Source organism: Leclercia sp. 29361 (assembly GCF_011290365.1).
Taxonomy (GTDB): Bacteria; Pseudomonadota; Gammaproteobacteria; order Enterobacterales; family Enterobacteriaceae; genus Enterobacter; species Enterobacter tamurae.
Genome location: NZ_CP049786.1, coordinates 1,303,785 through 1,326,860 on the forward strand (window position 1 = coordinate 1,303,785; position 23,076 = coordinate 1,326,860).

Annotated in this window: 23 protein-coding genes; 12 read left to right on the forward strand and 11 right to left on the reverse strand. The window is 57.1% G+C overall.

What is annotated here, in order from left to right:
• The first annotated feature begins 102 nt into the window (after window positions 1-102).
• A complete protein-coding gene (gene ahpF / locus G7090_RS06105; protein WP_166181843.1) occupies window positions 103-1,665 on the forward strand; it encodes an alkyl hydroperoxide reductase subunit F in 1,563 nt (520 codons plus the stop codon).
• Window positions 1,666-1,721: 56 nt separating this feature from the next.
• On the opposite strand, the gene uspG is transcribed toward ahpF, so the two are convergent.
• Window positions 1,722-2,150, reverse strand: coding sequence for a universal stress protein UspG (gene uspG / locus G7090_RS06110; RefSeq protein ID WP_166181844.1), 429 nt, complete (start codon window positions 2,148-2,150; stop codon window positions 1,722-1,724).
• Window positions 2,151-2,375: 225 nt separating this feature from the next.
• On the opposite strand from uspG, the gene G7090_RS06115 reads away from it, so the two are divergent.
• Complete coding sequence (locus G7090_RS06115) at window positions 2,376-3,614, forward strand: zinc-dependent alcohol dehydrogenase (protein WP_106992311.1); 1,239 nt, start codon at window positions 2,376-2,378, stop codon at window positions 3,612-3,614.
• 72 nt (window positions 3,615-3,686) lie between these two features.
• Here the strand turns inward: G7090_RS06115 and rnk are convergent, their stop codons facing one another.
• Window positions 3,687-4,097 (reverse strand): nucleoside diphosphate kinase regulator, encoded by a 411-nt coding sequence (rnk, locus tag G7090_RS06120; protein WP_106992312.1) that lies wholly within the window; start codon window positions 4,095-4,097, stop codon window positions 3,687-3,689.
• A gap of 410 nt (window positions 4,098-4,507) precedes the next feature.
• On the opposite strand from rnk, the gene G7090_RS06125 reads away from it, so the two are divergent.
• Window positions 4,508-5,137, forward strand: a complete 630-nt coding sequence (locus G7090_RS06125) for a flavin reductase family protein (protein ID WP_166181845.1) — start codon at window positions 4,508-4,510, stop codon at window positions 5,135-5,137.
• Here G7090_RS06125 and rna read toward each other — a convergent pair.
• On the reverse strand, window positions 5,131-5,940 hold the full coding sequence (gene rna, locus G7090_RS06130; RefSeq protein WP_166181846.1) for a ribonuclease I: 810 nt from the start codon (window positions 5,938-5,940) through the stop codon (window positions 5,131-5,133). The two genes, G7090_RS06125 and rna, sit on opposite strands and share 7 nt — an antisense overlap.
• An 88-nt stretch (window positions 5,941-6,028) precedes the next feature.
• Window positions 6,029-7,402: an anaerobic C4-dicarboxylate transporter DcuC gene (dcuC, locus tag G7090_RS06135; protein ID WP_166181847.1), complete on the reverse strand. Its 1,374-nt coding sequence runs from the start codon at window positions 7,400-7,402 to the stop codon at window positions 6,029-6,031.
• 297 nt (window positions 7,403-7,699) lie between these two features.
• Between dcuC and G7090_RS06140 the strand changes: the two genes are divergently transcribed.
• The 7 genes from G7090_RS06140 to cspE all read left to right on the forward strand — a co-directional run bounded on the left by G7090_RS06140 (window position 7,700) and on the right by cspE (window position 15,187).
• A complete protein-coding gene (locus G7090_RS06140) occupies window positions 7,700-8,101 on the forward strand; it encodes a hypothetical protein (protein WP_166181848.1) in 402 nt (133 codons plus the stop codon).
• 55 nt (window positions 8,102-8,156) lie between these two features.
• Entirely contained in the window at window positions 8,157-8,471 is a 315-nt protein-coding gene (locus tag G7090_RS06145) for a copper-binding protein (RefSeq protein ID WP_106992317.1), read from the forward strand.
• Window positions 8,472-8,482: 11 nt separating this feature from the next.
• A complete protein-coding gene (locus G7090_RS06150; RefSeq protein WP_166181849.1) occupies window positions 8,483-9,739 on the forward strand; it encodes a TolC family protein in 1,257 nt (418 codons plus the stop codon).
• Entirely contained in the window at window positions 9,736-10,935 is a 1,200-nt protein-coding gene (locus G7090_RS06155) for an efflux RND transporter periplasmic adaptor subunit (protein ID WP_166181850.1), read from the forward strand. The genes G7090_RS06150 and G7090_RS06155 overlap by 4 nt, the downstream gene beginning before the upstream one ends.
• Entirely contained in the window at window positions 10,932-14,048 is a 3,117-nt protein-coding gene (locus G7090_RS06160) for an efflux RND transporter permease subunit (protein WP_166181851.1), read from the forward strand. Before G7090_RS06155 ends, G7090_RS06160 begins: the two co-directional genes overlap by 4 nt.
• Window positions 14,049-14,211: 163 nt before the next feature.
• Window positions 14,212-14,787, forward strand: coding sequence for a lipid IV(A) palmitoyltransferase PagP (gene pagP, locus G7090_RS06165; RefSeq protein ID WP_242685357.1), 576 nt, complete (start codon window positions 14,212-14,214; stop codon window positions 14,785-14,787).
• A gap of 190 nt (window positions 14,788-14,977) precedes the next feature.
• Window positions 14,978-15,187: a transcription antiterminator/RNA stability regulator CspE gene (gene cspE / locus G7090_RS06170; protein WP_002439184.1), complete on the forward strand. Its 210-nt coding sequence runs from the start codon at window positions 14,978-14,980 to the stop codon at window positions 15,185-15,187.
• 219 nt (window positions 15,188-15,406) lie between these two features.
• Here cspE and crcB read toward each other — a convergent pair whose 3' ends face one another.
• Window positions 15,407-15,790, reverse strand: a complete 384-nt coding sequence (gene crcB / locus G7090_RS06175) for a fluoride efflux transporter CrcB (protein ID WP_106992321.1) — start codon at window positions 15,788-15,790, stop codon at window positions 15,407-15,409.
• Window positions 15,791-15,856: 66 nt separating this feature from the next.
• Here crcB and G7090_RS06180 point away from each other — a divergent pair, with 66 nt between their 5' ends.
• Window positions 15,857-16,645, forward strand: coding sequence for a deaminated glutathione amidase (locus G7090_RS06180; protein ID WP_166181852.1), 789 nt, complete (start codon window positions 15,857-15,859; stop codon window positions 16,643-16,645).
• 126 nt (window positions 16,646-16,771) lie between these two features.
• A complete protein-coding gene (tatE, locus tag G7090_RS06185; RefSeq protein WP_106992803.1) occupies window positions 16,772-16,975 on the forward strand; it encodes a twin-arginine translocase subunit TatE in 204 nt (67 codons plus the stop codon).
• An 85-nt stretch (window positions 16,976-17,060) separates the two neighbouring features.
• On the opposite strand, the gene lipA is transcribed toward tatE, so the two are convergent.
• From lipA to rlpA, 6 genes are all read right to left on the reverse strand, one after another.
• Window positions 17,061-18,026: a lipoyl synthase gene (gene lipA / locus G7090_RS06190; RefSeq protein ID WP_106992323.1), complete on the reverse strand. Its 966-nt coding sequence runs from the start codon at window positions 18,024-18,026 to the stop codon at window positions 17,061-17,063.
• Window positions 18,027-18,233: 207 nt separating this feature from the next.
• Window positions 18,234-19,187, reverse strand: coding sequence for a YbeF family transcriptional regulator (locus G7090_RS06195; protein ID WP_166181853.1), 954 nt, complete (start codon window positions 19,185-19,187; stop codon window positions 18,234-18,236).
• Window positions 19,188-19,489: 302 nt separating this feature from the next.
• Entirely contained in the window at window positions 19,490-20,131 is a 642-nt protein-coding gene (gene lipB, locus G7090_RS06200) for a lipoyl(octanoyl) transferase LipB (RefSeq protein WP_106992325.1), read from the reverse strand.
• A 92-nt stretch (window positions 20,132-20,223) separates the two neighbouring features.
• The gene (ybeD, locus tag G7090_RS06205) at window positions 20,224-20,487 is read right to left on the reverse strand and encodes a DUF493 family protein YbeD (RefSeq protein ID WP_003022706.1); all 264 of its coding nucleotides are present in this window, start codon (window positions 20,485-20,487) and stop codon (window positions 20,224-20,226) included.
• A gap of 107 nt (window positions 20,488-20,594) precedes the next feature.
• Window positions 20,595-21,806 carry a D-alanyl-D-alanine carboxypeptidase DacA gene (gene dacA / locus G7090_RS06210; RefSeq protein ID WP_106992326.1) on the reverse strand — a complete coding sequence of 404 codons (1,212 nt, stop codon included), beginning with the start codon at window positions 21,804-21,806 and terminating at the stop codon, window positions 20,595-20,597.
• 138 nt (window positions 21,807-21,944) lie between these two features.
• Window positions 21,945-23,066 carry an endolytic peptidoglycan transglycosylase RlpA gene (rlpA, locus tag G7090_RS06215; protein ID WP_166181854.1) on the reverse strand — a complete coding sequence of 374 codons (1,122 nt, stop codon included), beginning with the start codon at window positions 23,064-23,066 and terminating at the stop codon, window positions 21,945-21,947.
• Window positions 23,067-23,076 lie beyond the last annotated feature (10 nt).

The window sequence follows — 23,076 nt, forward strand, 5'->3', positions numbered from 1 at the left end:
GCATCTGCGCCCATTTCATTCCAACACCATGATGCAAGTTGCATTCAGGCAGCCCGGATAAGGCCGCTTGCATGATGATGTTTTTTAAGCAGGAGATGAATAATGCTCGACACCAACATGAAAACCCAGCTCAAGGCCTACCTTGAGAAACTGACCAAGCCTGTTGAGCTGATTGCCACGCTGGATGACAGCGCTAAATCGGCAGAAATCAAGGAACTGCTGGCTGAAATTGCCGAACTGTCTGCGAAAGTGACCTTTAAAGAAGATAACAGCCTGCCGGTGCGCAAGCCGTCCTTCCTGATCACCAACCCAGGCTCTACCCAGGGCCCGCGCTTTGCCGGTTCCCCGCTGGGACACGAATTTACCTCTCTGGTCCTGGCGCTGCTGTGGACCGGTGGTCATCCGTCGAAAGAGGCCCAGGCGCTGCTGGAGCAGATCCGCGACCTCGACGGTGATTTTGAGTTTGAAACTTACTACTCGCTCTCATGCCACAACTGCCCGGACGTGGTGCAGGCCCTGAACCTGATGGCCGTGCTGAACCCGCGCATCAAACACACCGCGATTGATGGCGGCGTGTTCCAGAATGAAATCACCGATCGCAACGTGATGGGCGTTCCGGCGGTATTTGTGAACGGGAAAGAGTTTGGTCAGGGTCGTATGACGCTGACGGAAATCGTCGCCAAAGTAGATACCGGCGCGGAAAAACGCGCAGCGGAAGAGCTGAACAAGCGCGACGCCTACGATGTACTGATCGTCGGCTCCGGCCCGGCGGGTGCTGCGGCTGCGGTGTACTCCGCGCGTAAAGGCATTCGTACCGGTCTGATGGGCGAACGTTTTGGCGGCCAGGTGCTGGATACCGTGGATATCGAAAACTATATCTCCGTGCCGAAAACCGAAGGTCAGAAACTGGCTGGCGCCCTGAAAGCGCACGTCAATGACTATGAAGTGGATGTGATTGACAGCCAGAGCGCCAGCAAACTGGTGCCTGCGGCGCAGGAAGGCGGCTTCCATGAGATTGAAACCGCATCCGGCGCGGTGCTGAAAGCACGCAGCATCATCATTGCCACCGGTGCCAAATGGCGCAACATGAACGTGCCTGGCGAAGATCAGTATCGCACCAAAGGGGTGACCTACTGCCCGCACTGCGACGGCCCGCTGTTTAAAGGCAAGCGCGTGGCGGTGATCGGCGGCGGTAACTCCGGTGTTGAAGCAGCTATCGACCTGGCGGGTATTGTTGAGCACGTCACGCTGCTGGAGTTCGCACCAGAGATGAAGGCCGATCAGGTCCTGCAGGATAAAGTCCGCAGCCTGAAAAACGTCGATATCATCCTGAACGCACAGACCACTGAAGTGAAAGGCGACGGCAGCAAAGTGACCGGTCTTGAGTACCGTGACCGCGTGAGCGGCGATGTGCACAGCGTGCCGCTGGCGGGGATCTTCGTGCAGATTGGTCTGCTGCCAAACACCACCTGGCTGGAAGGCGCGATTGAGCGTAACCGCATGGGCGAGATCATCATTGACGCCAAATGTGAAACCAGCGTGAAGGGCGTATTTGCGGCGGGCGACTGCACCACCGTACCGTACAAACAGATTATCATCGCTACCGGTGAAGGGGCGAAAGCGTCCCTGAGCGCCTTTGATCATCTGATTCGTACCAAAGCATAAAAACGTAAGACAACACCTGCAACGTAAAGAGGCTACCTGACGGTAGCCTCTTTTTTTTATCTCACCACCAGCACCGGAACGTAAGCGTGGCGGATCACGCTGGAGGCATTCGAGCCCAGCAGATGAGTGGAAATCGACGGGTTACGCGACCCGATCACCACGATATCCGCTTTTAGCTCGGTGGCCATCTCGTTGACCACGTCACGTACGTTACCAAAACTGACATGGGTCCTGATCCGCGACGGATCAATGCTGAAATGGCTGACCATGGTCTTCAGCCGGGTTTGTGCCTCGTTCCGGATATGCTCCTCGAAGCGGCGCATATCGGCGGCAAAGCGATGCAAACCAAAGCTGGAAGAGCCCGGTAAAACATGCAGTAAGTGAATAATGCCATCCTGCTGCGCCAGGAATTCAGCGTGGCGGATCGCCTTGTCGCTCAATTCCATCTCAAAAACATCCACCGGCATAATAATCGTCTGGTACATAACCGTTTCTCCCTGTTTATTTACGCTTAATCCATTCAAACACAAAATATATTCAGATTCTGATAGCTCGCTGACACTTTTTAATATCGCCCCGATGGTGAGCGTTTTGCCGTATCGCTTTGCAGCCAGGAATAATCCCAAAGCCGTGCAATTTCCCGGTATATCCCCGCTGATGGCTACCCTTTTAAGGTAAACCCGCATTTTTTCTCTGAATCCGGAGGTCGAATGAAAGCATTGACGTATCACGGACCACACAGCGTTAAGGTTGAAACAGTACCCGATCCGGTCATTGAGCAAGCTGACGATATCATTCTGCGCATCACGGCAACCGCGATCTGCGGTTCTGATTTGCATCTCTATCGCGGGAAGATACCTAAGGTTGAACATGGCGATATCTTCGGTCATGAGTTTATGGGCGAAGTGGTGGAGACCGGGCGGGAGGTGAAAAATCTCGTTAAGGGCGATCGGGTGGTGATCCCCTTTGTCATCGCCTGCGGCGACTGTTTTTTCTGTCGCATGCAGCAGTACGCCGCCTGTGAAACGACCAACGACGGGCATGGCGCGGCGCTGAACAAAAAACAGATCCCACCTCCGGCTGCGCTCTTTGGTTACAGCCACCTCTACGGCGGCGTGCCCGGCGGGCAGGCGGAGTACGTCCGCGTGCCAAAAGGCAACGTCGGGCCTTTCAAAGTCCCGCCGCTGCTGTCAGATGATAAAGCGCTGTTCCTCTCGGATATCCTGCCCACCGCCTGGCAGGCCGTCAAAAATGCCCAGGTTACTAAAGGTAGCAGCGTCGCGGTGTTTGGTGCCGGGCCGGTGGGACTCCTGACCATTGCCTGCGCCCGCTACCTCGGGGCTGAGCAGATTTTTATTGTCGATCACCACGACTACCGGCTGCGTTTCGCCGAGATGCGTTACGGCGCGATCCCGATCAACTTTGACCGCGACGACGACGCTGCAGAAAAAATCATCGAGCAGACCAAAGGCCAGCGTGGGGTGGACGCAGTGATTGATGCGGTCGGCTTTGAGGCGAAAGGTAGCACCACGGAAACGGTGCTGACTAACCTCAAGCTTGAGGGGAGTAGCGGTAAAGCCCTGCGGCAGTGTATTGCGGCGGTACGGCGCGGGGGGATTGTCAGCGTGCCGGGCGTCTATGCCGGCTTTATCCACGGTTTCCTGTTTGGTGACGCCTTCGACAAAGGACTCACCTTTAAGATGGGGCAGACCAACGTCCACGCCTGGCTTGGGGAGTTGTTGCCGTTGATCGAGCAAGGGCTGCTGACGCCGGAGGAGATCGTGACCCACTATATGCCGTTTGAAGAGGCGGCCCGCGGCTACGAGATCTTTGAGAAACGTCAGGAAGATTGCCGGAAAATCATTCTGGTACCCGGAGCGCAAAGCGCGGAAGTGGCAAAAGAGCGGGTAACCGGGCTGGTCAACCCTGTGCCGGGCGGCGTTATCTGATAGCGGAGGAAGCGGAAAGAGGATGCCCTGGCATCCTCTGGGCAAAGCGGGTTAACGCTTGTTCAGATGGGATCAGCGCAGGTACTCGCCCGCGGCTTCAGGCTGCCAGATAAGTTCCAGCACCTCCAGATGCGTGGCGATACCGCCTGGTAGTTCCCAGTGAATGGTATCGCCGATACGCAGGCCGATTAACGCGGCGCCCACCGGTGCCAGCACTGACAGCTGCGTGCTGCTGTCAGTCATGTTCGCCGGATAGACCAGCGTGCGGGTACGTACTTCGCCGGTAGCCAGATCGCGAAATTTCACCTGGCTGTTCATGGTCACCACGTCAGCGGGCATGTCCTGCGGGGCGCACATCTGCGCGCGATCCAGTTCGTCATTCAGGGCAGCGGCGACGGGCAGCGAGGCAAAGGCCGGTTGTTCCAGCAGGCGGTCAATACGCTCAGCATCGAGTTCGTTAATGATAATTGTGGGTCTGGACATTATTTACTCCATGTCGTTAATGCTGCGACAGCCGCAGAAGAGATGCCAAAAGAAAACCCTCGCCATCCGGTAGCGAGGGTTTAACACTGTCTGATAATACTGAGTCTGTGCCCCGGTTTGAAGTGATGCGTGTCACATTCATGGTGTGGATGTAGTTCGCGGGCAGCAACTGGGTCGTTAGTATGAAATTCAGGCGAAAAAGGTGATCCTTCGCCAATTTGGTTTATCCTTCTAAGGCGCAGGTTATGTAGCGTGACACACCCATAACAGCAGAACAACGAAGACTGTAGCACTAAATTCAGTCTTACTTTTCTACGGATTGCGTTACGCTGATCCCCTTGGGGTAGGGGGATGAGCGAAGCGTAATCCGTGCCTGCCGGTCTTTATTCCTGAATTATCCAGAGAACTTTATGTACTTTTATCAACCTTCCCAGGGACACGGCCTGCCGCACGACCCGTTAAACGCCATTGTCGGACCCCGCCCGATCGGCTGGATTGCCTCCTGCGATGCTGAAGGCCGTCCGAATCTGGCCCCGTACAGCTTCTTCAACTGCTTTAACTACCATCCGCCGATCATCGGCTTTGCCAGCACCGGCTGGAAAGACAGCGTGCGCAATATTGTCGAGACCGGGGAGTTTGTCTGGAATCTCACCACCCGCGAACTGGCCAGCGCCATGAATGAAACCTCCGCCAGCCTGCCGCACGGCGAGGATGAGTTTTTACGTGCCGGGCTGACCAAAGCAGAAAGCCGGGTGGTGAAGGTGCCGCGCGTCGCGCAAAGTCCGGTCAACTTTGAGTGCCGCCTGTCGCAGTGCATCCAGCTGACGGCGGCAAACGGAGCAGAGATCGATACCTGGCTGGTGCTGGGGGAAGTGGTTGGGATCCACATCGATGAAAGCCTGCTGCATGACGGCATCTACCAGACGGCGAAAGCGCAGCCGGTACTGCGTGCCGGTGGCCCGACGGCGTATTTCGCCATCGGTGAAGATCAACGTTTTGACCTGGTCCGCCCGGACGCCCGAAAAGCGGGCGGTCAGTAACCGATCTTGTCGATCACAAACTGCTTGCCGCAGTTACCCGGGTGCGGCTGAGCCATAAACGAGCGGGTCGCCAGCGGGGCGTTAATGCTGGCGGCGGTCAGCGTGAGCTGCACTTCGGTGAGATAGGCCGGGTTGCCGCTGCAGCTGAGCTTGACGGCTTTCACCGTCGTTGGGCCCCAGCTTCTGGCTACCGCGGCGTCAAAGGCGCTGCGGGTAATGGTTTTGCCGTAGTTTGCCGCCAGGAACTGCCCCAGCGGGCTGGCCTTCACTTCCTGATTCATCCGCACCATGGTGCCGAAATACGCGTCCGGATCAAAGCCGAAGCAGACGCCGTGTTTTGCATATTCATACCGTTCCAGGCAGGAGTTACCGCCTGCACCGGGCATCACCTCATTCAGCTTCGCGGCACCGGTCAGCGAAAGTCCGGTCTCGGCGGCGTCACATTTACGGCTGGCTTTTGCCTCCGGCAGATTGGGGATCGGGCGGGTCGCGCAGCCATAACGCATCCAGCGGCGATCGTCGACCCCGCGTGCGGCGATCGATTTCGGTAAGCCCGGCCAAAGGCCATGAACGGTGAGGATCGTGGCTTTATCGTCACGCTCTTTTTGCAGGCGACACTCATCCGGCGCCGCGCGGTTGCGGTCATGCAGGCTCTGGCAAAAGCCGGACTGCCATGAGAGCGCCAGCACGTAGCGATCAAAATCCGCATATTGCGTTGCCTGAAGCGGGGCGGCCTGCGCCGCGAACGCGCACAGCACAACTGCGGTTGCGCTGACAGGCAAAACGAGATCCTTTCTGAACATGTCAATTCCTGATGATTGAAAGCAAAATATTGCTGAGGGCTATTAAAGCACAAAAAGCGCCCGCAGGCGCTTTATGCTCCAGGGCGACTTAGCCTATAGCGGTGCCCGGCACCAGCACTTCCGTGGCGACAATCACGATCACCAGACCAACAAGGACCGGAACCGAGGTGCGTTTCACCACTTCGAACGGCGAGATTTTTGCCATCCCGGCGACGGCCACGACCACGCCGGAGACCGGGGAGATAGTACGGCCCAGGTTGGAGGCCTGCAGCATCGGGATGGTGAGGTAGGCCGGGTTGATGCCGGAGGAGTGCGCCAGTTTCGGGATCATCTCCACGAAGGCATAGAAGGGCGCGTTACCGGAACCGGTGGTCATCGCCGCCAGCATGGTCAGAACCACCAGCACCAGCATCAGGATAATGCTCGCCGAGCCGAACGAGGTGGCGATGGAGATCAGGCTCTGGATAAAGCCGATGGTGCTCAGCCCCTGGGCAAAGACCCCGGCCGCCACCAGCAGCATCACCACGCCCGCGAAGGCATCCGCCATCCCGCGATAGGCCACTTCCAGGCCGCTAAACACTTTTTGCGTATTGAAGCCGCGAACAAATTCCAGCACCGCCGCCAGCAGCATGCAGATCACCAGAATAGTGATGATGTGCAGCTCCGGGCCCCATTTACCGTCGAAAATCAGCACCCCGACAATCGGCGTAAACGGCAGGATGGCGTAGAAGGACGGTGCCGTGGTGGTGATTTCGCTGACGTCGAGTCTTTCGTGGGAAATATTCTCTTTTTTATCGAGGTAGCGCTGCCAGAAGAAGTGCGCAATCGCCATGCCGATGATGGCCGCAATGGAGATCGGCAGGGTGGTTTTAAACGCGAAGTCGATCAGCGGCATCTCGGCGGCTTTAGCAGCCAGCACCACGTCACCGGAGGTTGGGGAGAGAATAATCGCCGCCGGGGAGGCACAGATAGCCGCCGCCGCACCGCGACTGATCCCCACGTTGACCATCACCGGGAACAGGGTTGCCATCAGGAGTACACCCAGACCGGTTGCTGACGACACGGCCAGCGACATCAGACAGGCGACGAAATAGGCGGCGATCATCAGCAGGTAAGGGGAGTTGATATAGCTCAGCGGCTTCGAAGCCAGCTTGACCACCATATCGTTGGCGCCGATATGGGTCATGTAGGCGGCAAACCCACAGAGCATCATGATCATCATCCCCAGATCGCCACCGCGGCTCATCAGCAGGATTTTGATGTATTCGACGATGTCGGTTGCGGTGTGGCCAGTGCTGGTGGCGCTGGACGGCAGCACCTTATGGCCCATCAGGGCGCTGACGATCAGCAGGACAAGGCCGCCGACAAACAGCACCCCGGTGGCGGAGTAGCCTTTGATGATGTAGCGCGCGACGCCGACAATGACAACTACCCCGATCAGGAGCTCGATAAACGTTAGCATGGATCCCTCTGTATCCCGACGCCCCAGAGCGAAAGGAGAAATGAGCAATGAAATTAAGGTGACAAAATGTGCCGAAATAATGGCCCGGCCTCGCTGACCAAAATCAATAAAACGACTACTAAAGGGGTAACCTGGCCGATTTTGCTGCTGTCGTGCCATGAAGGGGTGCGGGGTGGTTCTGTATGGCGTAGAGAAATACAATAACCACATAAAACGTAAATAAATCTAAAACGGCTTTTATCTCAGCAATATCCCTGCTTATACTCGGGACTCTTTTTGCAACCTCAAGACGCTGCTATGCCTGCCAGCTGGATCTTTCGACTGCGCTATCTGAAAAAACATCTGCTGATGCTGATGTTCGCTTTCGGCTGGCTGTTGATCCAGAGTCAGGTGGCGGTGGCCTCGCACGACTGTACCATCAACGTGCAGGGCGAGACGGCCACCCTTCAGCATCTGGACATGATGGCGATGCCGCAGCATCACGCCGCGCCTGCGCCGTCAGGGCTGTGTGATAAACACTGCGTGCCGGAGCAGGTGCAAAAAGACACCGGGCATCCGCAGCTGGTGGCCCTGCCTTCCGCCATGACCATTACCCTCAATGACCCGGACTGCACCGCTATTGCATCGTCGTCCCGCGTCGTCACGCCGCCCGCCGTGGGGCCACCGGCAACGATCCGTTTTTGCCGGTTCCGGGAATAAACACGCCTGTTAATTGGTTGATTTACTTTCAATTACGTTTAACAGGAGCTTTATCATGCGTGCTTTACTCTTTTCCGCGCTGCTTGGCGCGTGCTTTACCCTCTCTTCCTGTTCCGTTCAGGCGACCACGAATGTCTCCCCGGTGACCCCGCAGTGGCAGGGGCAGGGCGTGATTCGGGCGATCGACGCGCAGGCGTTGGTTATCCAGCATGATCCTATCCCGGCCCTGAAGTGGCCTGCCATGACGATGCCGTTTGCCTTTTCAGCCGATGTCGATCTCAGCGCCGTGAAACCGGGCCAGCCGGTGACATTTACGCTGGAGCGGGCCGGTGACGGCTTCCGGATAATCTCGCTCACGCCGCTGCGCTAAGCGAGGCCCCCATGAAAACAATCACACTGAGCATCTGGCTCGGTGGGGCGATGCTCGGGCTTTTCAGTGTGGCCGGGCAGGCCGCTCCCTGGACGCTGGAGCAAACCCTGACCGAAGCCCAACGCTACTCGGCGGCGTTATCCGCCAGCCGTAACGAGGCCCGGGCGCTGGATGCGATGGCCGACTCCGCCACCCAGCTCCCTGACCCAAAACTGAACTTCGGGATTGAAAACGTCCCGGTGCAGGGCAGCAATGACCGGCGCTTTACCCGGGAAGGGATGACCATGCAGCGGGTCGGGATCATGCAGAGCTACGTCAGCCAGCAGAAGCGGGAGCGAAAGGCGCAAACCTTGCAGGCGCAGGCGCGGGGCGTGCTGGCGAAAGCCGACGCGGTGCGTGCTGCCCTGCAGCGGGATACCGCCCAGGCCTGGCTGGAGCTGGCTCTGGCGCAGCAGGGGCTGAAAACGGCGGATCGGCTGGTCGATGAGACGGCGCGGCAGCTGAATGTGCAGAAGGCCAGCGTCGGGGCCGGGAGTGCCAACCCGGACAGCGTGCTGGCCCTGCGCATGACTCTCAGCGCCATGCGCGATAAAGCGACCCTGGCCAGGCGCGACGTTCAGCTGGCGCAGAGCCGGTTGCTGCAACTCACCGGCCAGCAGGTCGAGGACGTGCAGGGGCCGCTACCGCGCTATCAGCGTCTGCCTGCCGACGTCGGCCAGCTCGAAGAGGCCATCGCCCGTCACCCGGAAGTGGAAGCCGCCCGGCGAGAAGCCGAGACCGCGAAAGCCCGCTCGGCGCAGTCGGCGGTGGCGGCGATCCCGGATGTCGATGTCGAGGTGTTCTACGCCCATCGTGCCGAAGGGTATGACGATATGGCCGGGGTGATGTTCACGGTCGATCTGCCCCTGTTCCAGTCGGGACGCCAGGACAAGGACTATGCCGCAGAGCTCTCCCGCTCTCTGCAGGCGGTGGATGAACTCACGCTGATCAAGCGGGAGCACATCGCCCAGGTGCAGTCGCTGGTGGCCCAGTATCAGGCCGCGCAAACCCTGTGGCAGCGCCAGCGCGACGAGGTGCTGCCGTTACAGCATCAGCGGCTGGCGGTGCTGAATGCGCAATATCGTTCGGGTCAGTCAGAGCTGCCCGCCCTGCTCGAGGCACGACGCAGCGTGCTGGACAGTGAACTGGCAGTCAATCAGGCCGAGCGCGAGATGGCGCGTACCTGGGCTGCGATCCAATGGTTAATCCCGCAGGAGTGGGCACAATGAAAATCACATTCCGGGTCGCCGTGCCTCTGGCCTTGCTGCTGGCAGCGGGCGGCTATTACGCCGGGCAGCGTTACGCCCCACACGAGGCGGCATCGGCCCCTGCCGAACGCAAGGTGCTCTACTGGTACGATCCGATGGTCCCGGGCCAGCGTTTTGATAAGCCGGGGCGGTCGCCGTTTATGGATATGGATCTCGTGCCACGCTATGCCGACGAGGAGGATGAGACGGCAGGCGTGGGGATCAGCACCGACCGACAACAAAATCTGGGCATGAAGACCGCCCGCGTAGAGCGTCGGGAGCTGGTCTCGCCCTTTACGGCCTTTGCAACGATTGCCGCTGATGAGCGCAGCGTCACGGTGGTTTCGGCACCCGCAGCGGGCGTGGTGACGAAGCTGTATGTCCGGGCGCCGCTCCAGCAGGTGAAAGCTGGTGAAGCGCTGGCCCAACTGTGGATCCCCCAGTGGACGCAGACGCAGCAGGAGTATCTGGCGGTGCGCGCGCTGGGCGATACGGCATTAACCGCCGCCGCCCGGGAGCGGCTGAAGCTGCAGTTTATGCCTGAGGAGGTGATCCGCGCGCTGGAACGCAGTGGGAAGCCACAGACCTCGCTAATCCTCCGGGCCGCTCATGCAGGCTATGTGGCGAAGCTGGACGTGCGCGAAGGGGCACAGGTGGCGGCGATGACCGCATTGTTTGAAATGGCGCGTCTCGATCCGGTCTGGCTGGTGGTGGATTATCCCCAGTCGCAGGCGCAGGCCCTGAGCATCGGCAGCGAAATGGTGGCAACCTCAGAGAGCTTCCCGGGGATGCGTTTTCACGGGCGGGTCAGCGAGCTGCTGCCCCAGATGGATACCGCCACCCGCACCCTGAAGGCGCGAATTCTGGTGGACAATCCGCAGCAGCAGCTGAAACCGGGCATGTTCCTGACCGTCTCCCGGGCGCAGTCGGTAGCGCAGTCACCGGTGCTGGCCGTACCGGAAGAGGCGGTGATCGACACCGGGGGGAGCAAACGCCTGCTGCTGGCCAGCGGCAACGGCTATTTCCAGCCGGTGAACGTGGAGACCGGGATCACCGCCCAGGGGTGGACCGAAATCCGATCCGGCGTGCAGGAGGGGGATGAGGTGGTCACCTCCGGGCAGTTCCTGATCGACTCCGAAGCCAGCCTGCGCAGCGCGCTGCCGGAGGTGACGAAATGATCGCGGCGGTAATTAAAGCGTCCCTGCGTAACCGGCTGCTGGTGATCCTGGCGGCCCTGATGATGGCGGGGTGGGGCATCTGGGCGGTGCAGCGTGCGCCGCTGGATGCCCTGCCGGATCTGTCGGACGTGCAGGTGATCGTTCGTGCCACTTTCCCGGGCAAGGCGCCGCAGGTGATTGAGGACCAGGTCACCTTGCCCCTGACGACCTCAATGCTCTCGGTTCCAGGCGCGAAAACGGTGCGCGGGTTCTCGATGTTTGGCGATGCCTATGTCTACGTGCTGTTCGAGGACGGGACCGATCTCTATTGGGCGCGATCCCGGGTGCTGGAGTATTTAAGCCAGGTTCAGTCGCAGCTGCCGGCCGGGGTCAATGTCGCCCTGGGCCCGGATGCCACCGGGGTGGGCTGGATCTATGAGTACGCGCTGGTCGATCGCAGCGGCAAACATAGCCTGGCCGATCTGCGCGCCATTCAGGACTGGACCCTGAAGTTTGAGCTCAAGAGCGTGGCGAATGTGTCAGAGGTTGCCAGCATCGGCGGCATGGTGCGTCAGTATCAGGTGGTTGCCGAACCGGCGAAAATGCGGGCCCTCAACATCACCCACGGGCAAATCGTGACGGCGCTACAGGCGGCCAACAAAGAGGGGGGCGGCGCGCTGCTGGAAAAAGGCGAAGCGGAGTACATGGTGCGCACCACCGGCTATCTGCACAGCCTGGAAGATTTTCGCAATGTGGTGATCGCCTCCCGTAACGGGGTGCCGATCCTGCTGGGCGACGTGGCAAGCATCGGCTATGGCCCGGAGATCCGCCGGGGCGTGGCGGAGCTGAATGGCGAAGGCGAAGTGGCCGGCGGCGTGGTGGTGATGCGCTACGGGCAGAACGCGCTGGAGACGCTGCATGCGGTAAAAGCGAAGCTGGCTGAGCTGCAAAAAACGCTGCCCACCGGGGTGGAGATTGTCCCGGTCTACGATCGCTCGACGCTGATTGAGAATGCCGTCGAAACCCTCACCTACAAGCTGCTGGAGGAGTTTGTGGTGGTGGTGCTGGTCTGCGCTCTGTTCCTGTTCCATTTCCGTTCGGCGCTGGTGGCGGTGGTCTCCCTGCCGCTGGGCATTCTGGGGGCGTTCGTGGTGATGCACTACCAGGGGATCAACGCCAACATCATGTCGCTCGGTGGGATTGCCATCGCCATCGGTGCCATGGTCGATGCCGCGATTGTGATGATCGAGAATATGCACAAAGTGCTGGAGCAGTGGCGGCACGATAACCCCGGGCAGGAGCCAACCTCTGCCGATTACTGGCGGCTGGCGGAGCGGGCGGCGATTGAGGTGGGCCCGGCGCTGTTCTGCAGCCTGCTGATCATCACCCTATCGTTTATCCCGGTCTTTTCGCTGGAAGCGCAGGAAGGGCGCATGTTCGCCCCGCTGGCGTTCACCAAAACCTGGGCAATGGCGGTGGCGGCGGGGCTCGGCATCACCCTGGTACCGGTGCTGATGGGCTATTTCATTCGCGGACGCATCCCGGATGAGAAGGCCAACCCGATCAACCGGGGGCTGATCCGCCTGTATGAGCCGCTGCTCGACCGGGTGCTGCGTTTTCCAAAAGTGACGCTGGCGCTGGCGGGGCTAATGCTGGTGGTCACGCTCTGGCCGTTAAGTCGGCTGGGGAGTGAGTTTATGCCGCCACTGAACGAGGGCGACCTGCTGTATATGCCGTCAACCCTGCCGGGGATCTCTGCCCGGGAGGCGGCCCGGGTGCTGCAACAGACGGACAGGCTGATCAAAAGCGTGCCGGAGGTGGCATCGGTGTTCGGCAAGGCCGGACGGGCGGAGACGGCAACCGATCCGGCGCCGTTAACCATGCTGGAAACGACCATCCACTTTAAGCCGCGTGACCAGTGGCGGCCGGGCATGACGCCGGAAAAACTGGTTGAGGAGCTGGATCGCACCGTCCAGCTGCCGGGGATTGCCAACGTCTGGGTACCGCCGATCCGCAACCGCCTCGATATGCTGGCGACAGGCATTAAAAGCCCGGTGGGGATCAAGGTCAACGGCAACAATCTGGCCGATATCGAACGCGTTGCCCGGCAGATTGAGCAGGTAGTGAGGCAGGTGCCGGGCGTCACCTCCGCGCTGGCGGAGCGGCTGGCGGGCGGGCGTTACGTCGATATTCGTATCGATCGCCAGAAAGCCGCGCGCTATGGCGTCTCGGTGGAGGAGCTGCAGGGGATGGTCGCCACGCTGGTGGGCGGGGATAAGGTAGGCGAGGTGATCCTCGGGCGCGAGCGCTACCCCATTAACCTGCGATATCCGCGCGACAGCCGGGATTCTGTCGATAAGCTGCGGACATTGCCGGTGGTGGCAGCCAACGGCAGCCAGATAGCGCTGGGCGAGCTGGCGGATATTCTGGTGACCGAGGGGCCGCCAATGCTGAAAAGTGAAAATGCCCGCCTCTCGAACTGGATCTATGTGGATCTGCGCGGGCGCGATCTGAAATCAGCCGTAGAGGAGATGCAGCAGCGGGTGACCCGGGAGGTTATTTTGCCGCAGGGGGTATCCCTCGCCTGGTCCGGTCAGTTTGAATATCTCGAGCGGGCCACTGCGAAGCTGAAAATAGTGCTTCCCGTCACCCTGATAATTATATTTGTTCTCCTCTGGCTGACCTTTAAGCGTATTTCAGATGTTCTTATCATTATGGGAACCTTACCTTTTTCACTTATTGGTGGAGTCTGGTTATTATGGTTGCTGGAATATAATTTATCGGTGGCCGGGGCGGTCGGATTTATTGCTCTCGCAGGCGTGTCGGCAGAGTTCGGCGTTATTATGGTGCTCTATCTTAATCAGGCGCTGGATAAATATCGTACGCGGGACGGCGATAGAGAAAATAGCGTGTTAATTAAAGCTATTCACGAAGGTGCTGTCCTGCGCGTACGCCCCAAAGTGATGACCGTGGCGACCATTATGGCTGGATTGCTGCCGGTAATGTGGGGCGGAGGAAGCGGTGCAGAGGTGATGCAGCGCATTGCTGCCCCGATGATCGGCGGTATGGTCAGCGCGCCACTGTTGTCCATGCTGGTTATTCCCGCGCTGTATAAGCTATTGCATCAGCGTTAATTTTTCTTAATTGCGCCTTAAATCTTTTAAGGCGCACTCTTTATTCCCAGGAGTATTCTTATGAAATTAAGCAAACAATTAAGATAAACGCCAATGCCGCCTTGATTCCATTCAACTATTCTAGGCCAGAACACCCGGCGAATAGTTAAGTGGTAACAGGATTGTGACAGTCATTAATAATTTCTTTCTTATTTTTACTTTTATTTTTGCTCAGTTAACATTTTCAACTGCGGCAACGGCTAAAGACGTGCCCCCTCTCAGAGCCTGGGTCAAAACGATTCATAACGATATGATTGAGACCTGGGAAGCGCCTCAGCATTACGATCTCTACGTGCCCGCCATTACCTGGCATGCCCGCTTCGCTTACGACAAAGAGAAGACCGATCGCTACAACGAGCGACCGTGGGGCGCGGGGTTTGGCCAGTCACGCTGGGATGAAAAAGGTAACTGGCATGGCCTTTACGCGATGGCGTTTAAAGACTCCTACAATAAATGGGAGCCGATTGCGGGCTACGGCTGGGAGAAAACCTGGCGCCCGCTGACCGATGATAACCTCCATCTGGGGCTGGGCTTTACCGCTGCCGTAACGGCGCGTGATAACTGGAATTACATCCCCGTTCCGTTGGTCCTGCCGCTGGCCTCAGTAGGGTACGGCCCGGCTACGTTCCAGATGACCTATATCCCGGGAACCTATAACAACGGCAACGTTTACTTTGCCTGGATGCGCTTTCAGTTTTAGCTGAAAAAACGTTACATGCTGGTGATTTAATAGCCACTTATTGAAGAGTAAAGGATAAAAATTGGGGGCCAAAAATTAACGCGACTTTTGTCACTTTTCTTCAAAAAGGCGCTGGACAAAACCGCTCACAATTGTTGTACTGATACCCGACACAGCATTTGTGTCCAATTTTCATGTAAAGGTAATTTTGATGTCTAAGATTAAAGGTAACGTTAAGTGGTTTAATGAATCCAAAGGATTCGGTTTCATTACTCCGGAAGATGGCAGCAAAGACGTGTTCGTACACTTCTCTGCAATCCAGAGCAATGGTTTCAAAACCCTGGCTGAAGGTCAGCGCGTTGAGTTTGAAATCACTAACGGTGCCAAAGGCCCTTCTGCTGCTAACGTCATCGCACTGTAATTCAGTCGAGACCAGCAAGAATTTCAAAACCCGCTCCCTGAGCGGGTTTTTTTCGTTCTGGCTCAGCTAAACAAGTACAGTCTCAAAAAGCTGGCCAGAATCGCCACGCTCAGCACTACCATCCCCGCATTTGTTATTTTCTCTTTCATTGCGTCACCCTCAGTGTATGTGGTGACAGGTTGCCTGAGAAAAATTAAGCCAACATTAAGGCCGCGAGTTTTAGTGAGCATTTACCGCAGAGATTAACCAAAATGCGAGCGCGGTCATCATTAGAGAACCCAGCAGATTGACCGCAATGTTCAGCAGCGCCCAGGCCGCGCGGCCATCCTGCAGCAGAAAGACCACCTCTGCCGAGAACGTTGAGAAGGTCGTTAGCCCGCCGCAGAAGCCGGTGGTGATTAACAGTTTCCATACCGGATCGATGTGGGTCATCCGGTTAAACCACGCCAGCCCCAGTCCAATGATAAAGGCGCCAATAAGGTTGGCCGTGAGCGTACCGAACGGGATCTGCTGATGCAGAGGGTTAAGCCGCATGCTCAACAGCCAGCGCGCCACACTTCCTGTGCCCCCGCCGATAAAAACGGCTAAAAGTAGTTGAAACACGAACAATACCTGCTATTTGATGTGTAAGAACTCAGAGTGTAACGCCGTTTAAGGCAGGGGGAAAATATGTACGTTGCGGTTGGACAATTTGCAGTAACGGCAAACTGGCAAAAAAATGCCGAAACCTGCGTGTCGCTGATGGACCAGGCGGCCGCGAAAGGTGCATCGCTGCTGGTGCTGCCCGAAGCGCTGCTGGCCCGCGATGATAATGATCCCGACCTGTCTGTGAAATCGGCCCAGCCGCTGGACGGCGGCTTTTTGAAGATGCTGCTGGCAGAGAGTGCCCGTAACGAATTGACCACAGTGCTGACCGTGCATGTCCCCTCTACCGCGGGCAGGGCGATTAACACCCTGGTCGCCCTGCGTGCCGGACAGATCGTGGCGCAGTATGCCAAGCTGCATCTTTACGATGCGTTCAGCATTCAGGAATCCAGGCTGGTGGACGCAGGAACGATCGTGCCGCCGCTGATCGAAATCGACGGCGTCCGTCTGGGGTTGATGACCTGCTACGATTTGCGCTTCCCGGAGATGGCGTTAAATCTGGCCCTGGCAGGGGCAGACGTTTTGATTCTGCCTGCGGCATGGGTCAGAGGGCCACTCAAGGAGCATCACTGGTCAACGCTGCTGGCGGCCCGGGCGCTGGACACGACCTGCTATGTGGTGGCGGCAGGGGAATGCGGCAACAAGAATATTGGGCAGAGTCGCATTATTGACCCTCTGGGCGTGACGATTGCGGCCGCGGCAGAGGGGCCGGCGCTGCTGTTAGCCGAGATGAGCCGGGAGCGCATTACGCTGGCGCGTCAGCAGCTGCCGGTCCTGCGCAACCGACGCTTCGCCCCTCCGCAATTAGCGTGACGTTTTTTAAACAACGCTTGATTCACCTTGTTACAGATTGCTATTGTGTGCGGGCGTCAAATGACCGTTAATAACGTCGGGTTTTTAGGGCGCGAAACGCAGCCTGTTTACGTCAAGAAGGTATCTATGGGTGAGATTAGTATTACCAAACTGCTGGTGGTAGCCGCACTGGTTGTCCTGCTGTTTGGTACCAAGAAATTACGTACGCTGGGCGGAGACCTGGGTGCTGCCATCAAAGGCTTTAAGAAGGCGATGAACGACGATGACGCCACGGCGAAGAAAACTGCCGATGCGGAAATCGCGGCCGAGAAACTCTCCCACAAAGAGTAACGGCCATGCCTTAATGGCTTGCGATAGAAAAAAACCGGCTCAGGCCGGTTTTTTTATGGGTGAACTGTAAGTTTTTGTAACGGGCTTACTTCACTTCTTCGCCTTTCGCCTGCATATCGGCGTGGTAGGACGAACGCACGAACGGGCCGCAGGCGGCATGGGTGAAGCCCATCGCCATTGCTTCTGCTTTCATTTCGTCAAACTCTTCAGGGCTGACGTAACGCTGCACCGGCAGGTGATGACGGCTTGGCTGCAGATACTGGCCCAGCGTCAGCATGGTGACGCCATGGCGACGCAGGTCGCGCATCACTTCAACGATCTCTTCGTTGGTTTCACCCAGACCGACCATCAGACCCGATTTGGTTGGGATCTCCGGATGCGCTTCTTTAAAACGCTCCAGCAGCTTCAGGGACCAGTTGTAATCGGCACCCGGACGAACCTGACGGTAGAGGCGCGGTACGTTTTCCAGGTTGTGGTTAAACACGTCTGGCGGGGTGGCGTTGAGGATCTCCAGCGCACGGTCCATACGACCGCGGAAGTCCGGTACCAGGGTTTCGATTTTGATGTTCGGGCTTTTTTCGCGGATAGCGGTGATGCAGTCGGCGAAGTGCTGGGCACCACCGTCGCGCAGATCGTCGCGGTCAACGGAGGTGATAACGACGTAACGCAGCGCCATGTCAGCAATCGTCTGACCCAGTTTCTGCGGCTCATTGGCGTCAGGGGCGACGGGACGGCCATGGGCAACGTCGCAGAACGGGCAGCGGCGGGTACAAATCGCGCCGAGGATCATGAAGGTCGCGGTGCCGTGGTTAAAACATTCAGCAAGGTTCGGGCAGGAGGCTTCTTCACAAACGGAGTGAAGGCCGTTTTTGCGCATCGCTGCTTTAATTCCCTGAATACGCGAAGAGTCCGCCGGAAGTTTGATCTTCATCCAGGCCGGTTTTCTTAACAGCGCTTCGCGCTCCGTAGCCACGTTTTTAACCGGGATTAGGGCCATTTTATCGGCATCACGGTATTTAACACCGCGTTCCATCACAATGGGTTTACTCATAGCGTGCGTCTTCCAGTTGCGAAAATCGAAGGAAAGCGTTTCAATTCAAGGGAATGTTGTATTTATCAACTATTTTTGAACGAACGACAGGCAGTATATCATTGATACGGGCGAGAAAGCAGCCTGCCCGGTCGCCAAATTGTAAAATAGTTGTTGTTTAGTGCCTTTTGTGTGGGCCAGCACAGCCTTGAGGCTAAGGACCCTCTTTCAGAAGGCCTTGCGGATGACGTCAATCAGGTTTTCCAGCACCGGATCGCGGAGGCTCAGCTTGTTGTAATACAGCGAGATTTCAACGCATTCGGCATTGAGCGGGGCGAAGGGGATATGCTCCAGCGGCCAGCAGTGGCGCACCAGGGTAAACAGGCGCTCGGGGATGATACCGATCAGATCGCTGCTGCCGATCAGGGCGGCAATCGTAAAAAGATTGTAACTGCTGAAGTTCACCAGACGTTCCGGGAAAATATCGTTAATACGTTGTCGCAGGCCATTCAGGTTTTGTCCTTCCAGCATCAGCAGCGTTTGCTCGTATTGCTGAAGATTTTCCACCGTGGCGGCCTGGCTCAGTGCCGGATGGTTTTTACGGCAGATGAGCAGCAGTTTGTCTGCAAAAAGGACGTTATGACTCAGGGCGCGGGCATTCAGGGAGTTGCTGTCAACGATAAGATCGGTCTGGAACTGGGCTAACTGCGTCTCGGCGTCATTAACCGAAATATTGCGCAGCAACAGCTGGGGCGCATGGGTCTTCACGGCCTGATAGATCTGCGGCAGTACCAGTGCGCCGACGGTCGGGGTAGTACCGATGGTGATGGTGCGCTGCTTATCGTAGCTGCCGGTAAGATCCAGCGCCCCGAGGATCGACTCCAGCCCCTGGCTGATGTATTCGTGCAGATGCGTGGCGTAGGCGGTAGGCGTCACGCCCTGGCCTTTGCGGATAAACAGCGGATCGGGAAAAATGGTGCGTAATTTTTGAATGGACTGGCTGATTGCTGAGGGAGTGAGATTCAGAATTTTCGCAGCATTGACGATCCCTTTGTGAACATACACCGCCTCAAAAATCGTCAATAAGTTGAGATCAATATTACGTAACGTACGAAAAATTTGTGGTTTTGCTTCACTGCCTGGATCGCTCAAGCGCTTACCTGGAGAATTATTATTATCCACGCTATCCCTCCCTAATTATTCACAATATAAATAATAGTTGAATTTAAATAATGTGCTTATTGTTGCGGCTAAACTGTTTTTGACAATTAACATTCTTAAGTATAATCATTGAGTTGTCTAATTTTTGCGCAGGTGTGTTCCACGCCTGTCGGTTAGCCAGGCCGGAGCAGAAAAGAGGTGAATGCTTATAGGCAGGCGCGTTGCGGGTATTTTGAAAATATAGAAACTACGGATCGTTGTAAAGCCTAAAAGCTTTGAATTAAGGATGGCTCATCAAATAATGAGCCAAATGGCGGAAGTGATTAAGCAGTAATATATTTATGGGGTGGATTGTTTAGCAGTGCTAAAAAAGCATTAAGCAAATGAGGACGCGCAATTTCCGGCGTAATGTTCTCTACCCACTGGCGCATTTGCGTCATTTCCATCCCAGCATAACCACAAGGATTGATGCGCCGGAAAGGCGAAAGATCCATATTGATATTTAATGCGAGACCGTGAAAAGAGCACCCTTTACGAATACGCAGACCGAGTGAACATATTTTCATTTCGCCCACATAGACGCCGGGCGCATCCGCGCGCGGGTGCGCATCGATATCAAATTCGGCCAGCGTATTGACCACCGTCTGTTCAAGCAGCGTCACCAGCTCGCGCACGCCGAGTTTTCTGCGCTTCAGGTTGAGCAGGACATACATCACCTGCTGACCCGGCCCGTGGTAGGTGATCTGCCCGCCACGATCGCTCTGGATAACCGGAATATCACCTGGCATCAGCAGATGCTCTGCTTTCCCGGCCTGACCCTGGGTAAAGACCGGAGGATGCTCTACCAGCCAGATCTCATCCGGCGTGTTCTCGTCGCGCGTGTCAGTAAAATCATGCATAGCCTGGGAGACAGGTTCATAGGGCTGCAGCCCAAGCTGGCGGACGAGAATAGTATCCTGATACAAAACGAGATCTCCGAACGAAGGAACAAACTGGAGCGGGGAGTATATCACAGAGGGGAAACAGGTTACCCGGCGATGCGGGTAACCGAAAGGCGTTACAGTACCATGCGAACGATATCGATATTACCGAGCTCTTCGTACAGGGTCTCGACTTGTTCAATATGCGTCGCCGTGATGGTGATAGACACGGAATGGTAGTTGCCTTTGCTGCTTGGTTTCACCGTCGGAGAGTAGTCCCCTGGCGCATGGCGCTGGACCACTTCAACCACCTGATCAACCAGCTCAGGCAACGCCTGCCCCATTACTTTGTAAGTAAATGGAGTAGGGAATTCAAGCAGTTCGTTAAGTTTGGTTTTCATGGGAGCTCCGGCAGTACGTCAAAAAAAGAATAACTCCCACGTCGGGTGGGAGTTATCAGGTTACATAGTATATGGGGATGGAAATCACACTTTCAAGTGTTCAATTCTTAACCAAACCAGTGATGGAACATCAGTTTAATGTAATCAATGATTTTGCCGAAGAAATTGCCTTCCGGGATTTCGTCCAGCACCACTAGTGGGCGCTGATCGATGGTTTTGCCATCAAGCTGGAAGTTGATGGTGCCCACGACCTGGTTTTTCTTCAGCGGAGCGTGCAGCTCGCTGGCGGTCAGGACATAGCTGGCCTTCAGATCTTTCATACGGCCGCGTGGAATTGTCAGGTAGAGATCTTTATCAACACCCAGGGAGGCGCGGTCGTTATCACCAAACCATACCGGCTCAGAGGCGAACTCTTTGCCCGCTTTCAGTGGGTTCACGGTTTCGAAGAAGCGGAAGCCCCAGGTGAGCAGTTTTTTGCTCTCGGTTTCACGCCCTTTGAAGGTACGACCACCCATCACCGCAGAGATCAGACGCATCTGGCCTTCGGTGGCAGAGGCGACCAGGTTGTAACCGGCTTTATCGGTATGCCCGGTTTTGATGCCGTCAACGTTCAGGCTGTTATCCCACAGCAGGCCGTTGCGGTTGGTCTGGCGGATACCGTTAAAGGTGAACTCTTTCTCTTTGTAGATCGTGTATTCGTTCGGCACGTCACGGATCAGCGCCTGGCCAATCAGGGCCATATCGCGCGCCGAGCTGTACTGACCCTCAGCATCCAGGCCGTGTACGGTCTGGAAGTGGCTGTTTTTCAGACCCAGCGCGGAAACGTAGCTGTTCATCAGACCCACAAAGGCGTCCTGGCTGCCCGCGGCAAAGTCGGCCATTGCCACACAGGCGTCGTTACCGGACTGCAGGTTGATACCACGGATCAGCTGGGAGACAGGCACCTGCATGCCGGGTTTCAGGAACATCAATGATGAGCCCTTGAACACCGGGTTGCCGGTGGCCCACGCATCGTTGCCGATGGTCACCAGGTCGGTTTCTTTGAATTTACCTGCTTTCATGGCCTGACCGATGACGTAGCTGGTCATCATTTTGGTCAGACTGGCCGGGTCGCGTCGTGAATCCGCGTTCTGCTCAGCCAACACTTTGCCGGAGTTGTAATCGATCAGGATGTAGGATTCCGCGTCGATCTGCGGAACGCCCGGGATCATGGTCTTGATATTCAGGTCATCGGCGTGAGCAACAGAGAGCGTGGCTGCACAAAGCGCCGTAGTGAGCGCCATGCGCTGCATAAAACGAGCGGAGAAAGTGGTCTTCATGGTTAGAAAAACGACATCCGTGATGGAATTAAAAAAGTGCCTTACTATAGCAAATGCTATACAGGCCGGCATCCGACTTTCGGCATGAGAGTGTGAATCAACATGACAAATACTGACAATTCGGATACCGCCGATTAATCATTTCGCTACAGCGATAAATGACTGTAACTGCGCTTCATTCTGCAGACGTTGCTGTAAAGCTGCCGCCTGAGATTTGCTGGCAAAGGGACCCAGCTGAATACGCCATACCGCGCCGTTTTGCTCAACGCGACCTGGTACGCCAAACTGCTGACCGAGGCGCTGCTGATACTGCTGGGCACGCGCCTGGTCGCTGACTGCGCCAACCTGAACGACATAGCCACCGGCCTGGGCAGGGGCGGAAACGGGCGCCGTCACCGGAGCCTGAGCCGGGGCAGAGACAGGTGCCGTCACCGGAGCCGTCTGGTTCACCGGCGCGGTGACAACCGGCTGAGGTGCAGGCGGTTCGCTGCCTTCCAGCACGCCGGAGGCGAGGGTGGTTGGAGCGCCAAGGAAACCGCTGCTGCTGACCGGCGCGCCCATGCTGTCTTCGCTTTTCAGCGTGTCATTACTGATGGCATGTACGTCACCCTGCGGTGCAGGTTCGGAAACGGACGACGCGCCACCCATACCGCTGCTCAGGTCGGGACGCGCGGGCAGGGCATAAGTCTGTTTAGCCACGGTGGTACAGGCCATACCCGGGCCGGAGAGCGAACCGTCCTGAGCGACAATAATTGGGTCGATACGCACTTTGGTGTTGTTAGAGGTATTCAGGCGGTCGGCCGCGGCGCGCGACAGCGAGATCGCGCGGTCATTGCCGTAAGGACCACGATCGTTGATACGCACTACGATCATCCGGCCATTCGCCAGGTTGGTGATACGCGCATAGCTTGGGATCGGCAGCGTCGGGTGCGCAGCAGTGAGCTGCATCGGATCGAAAGCTTCGCCGCTGGCGGTCAGGTTGCTTCCCGGCTCGGCGTCATAAATTGCTGCCAGGCCTGCCTGACTGAATCGGGAAAGGTCCTGAACGATTTTGTAGCTTTTACCGTCGCGTTCGTAATCCTGATTGGCGGTGGCACTCAGCGGTTCGAAACGCGGATCGGCTCCGCTGATCTCAACCACCGGACCATTACATACCGCTGGCTGCGGTGGTGCGACGGTCGCTTGCTGCTGACCATCGTCACTTGTACAGGCTGCCAGTAAACTCACTGCGATGCAGATCCCAGACCACTGCTTACGCATTGCGTGCCCC

Bases quoted from the DNA above. Each gene is read 5' to 3' on its own strand.
- ahpF (WP_166181843.1), top strand. From the start codon at position 103: ATGCTCGACACCAACATGAAAACCCAGCTCAAGGCCTACCTTGAGAAA.
- uspG (WP_166181844.1), bottom strand. From the start codon at position 2,150: ATGTACCAGACGATTATTATGCCGGTGGATGTTTTTGAGATGGAATTG.
- G7090_RS06115 (WP_106992311.1), top strand. From the start codon at position 2,376: ATGAAAGCATTGACGTATCACGGACCACACAGCGTTAAGGTTGAAACA.
- rnk (WP_106992312.1), bottom strand. From the start codon at position 4,097: ATGTCCAGACCCACAATTATCATTAACGAACTCGATGCTGAGCGTATT.
- G7090_RS06125 (WP_166181845.1), top strand. From the start codon at position 4,508: ATGTACTTTTATCAACCTTCCCAGGGACACGGCCTGCCGCACGACCCG.
- rna (WP_166181846.1), bottom strand. From the start codon at position 5,940: ATGTTCAGAAAGGATCTCGTTTTGCCTGTCAGCGCAACCGCAGTTGTG.
- dcuC (WP_166181847.1), bottom strand. From the start codon at position 7,402: ATGCTAACGTTTATCGAGCTCCTGATCGGGGTAGTTGTCATTGTCGGC.
- G7090_RS06140 (WP_166181848.1), top strand. From the start codon at position 7,700: ATGCCTGCCAGCTGGATCTTTCGACTGCGCTATCTGAAAAAACATCTG.
- G7090_RS06145 (WP_106992317.1), top strand. From the start codon at position 8,157: ATGCGTGCTTTACTCTTTTCCGCGCTGCTTGGCGCGTGCTTTACCCTC.
- G7090_RS06150 (WP_166181849.1), top strand. From the start codon at position 8,483: ATGAAAACAATCACACTGAGCATCTGGCTCGGTGGGGCGATGCTCGGG.
- G7090_RS06155 (WP_166181850.1), top strand. From the start codon at position 9,736: ATGAAAATCACATTCCGGGTCGCCGTGCCTCTGGCCTTGCTGCTGGCA.
- G7090_RS06160 (WP_166181851.1), top strand. From the start codon at position 10,932: ATGATCGCGGCGGTAATTAAAGCGTCCCTGCGTAACCGGCTGCTGGTG.
- cspE (WP_002439184.1), top strand. From the start codon at position 14,978: ATGTCTAAGATTAAAGGTAACGTTAAGTGGTTTAATGAATCCAAAGGA.
- G7090_RS06180 (WP_166181852.1), top strand. From the start codon at position 15,857: ATGTACGTTGCGGTTGGACAATTTGCAGTAACGGCAAACTGGCAAAAA.
- tatE (WP_106992803.1), top strand. From the start codon at position 16,772: ATGGGTGAGATTAGTATTACCAAACTGCTGGTGGTAGCCGCACTGGTT.
- lipA (WP_106992323.1), bottom strand. From the start codon at position 18,026: ATGAGTAAACCCATTGTGATGGAACGCGGTGTTAAATACCGTGATGCC.
- ybeD (WP_003022706.1), bottom strand. From the start codon at position 20,487: ATGAAAACCAAACTTAACGAACTGCTTGAATTCCCTACTCCATTTACT.
- dacA (WP_106992326.1), bottom strand. From the start codon at position 21,806: ATGAAGACCACTTTCTCCGCTCGTTTTATGCAGCGCATGGCGCTCACT.
- rlpA (WP_166181854.1), bottom strand. From the start codon at position 23,066: ATGCGTAAGCAGTGGTCTGGGATCTGCATCGCAGTGAGTTTACTGGCA.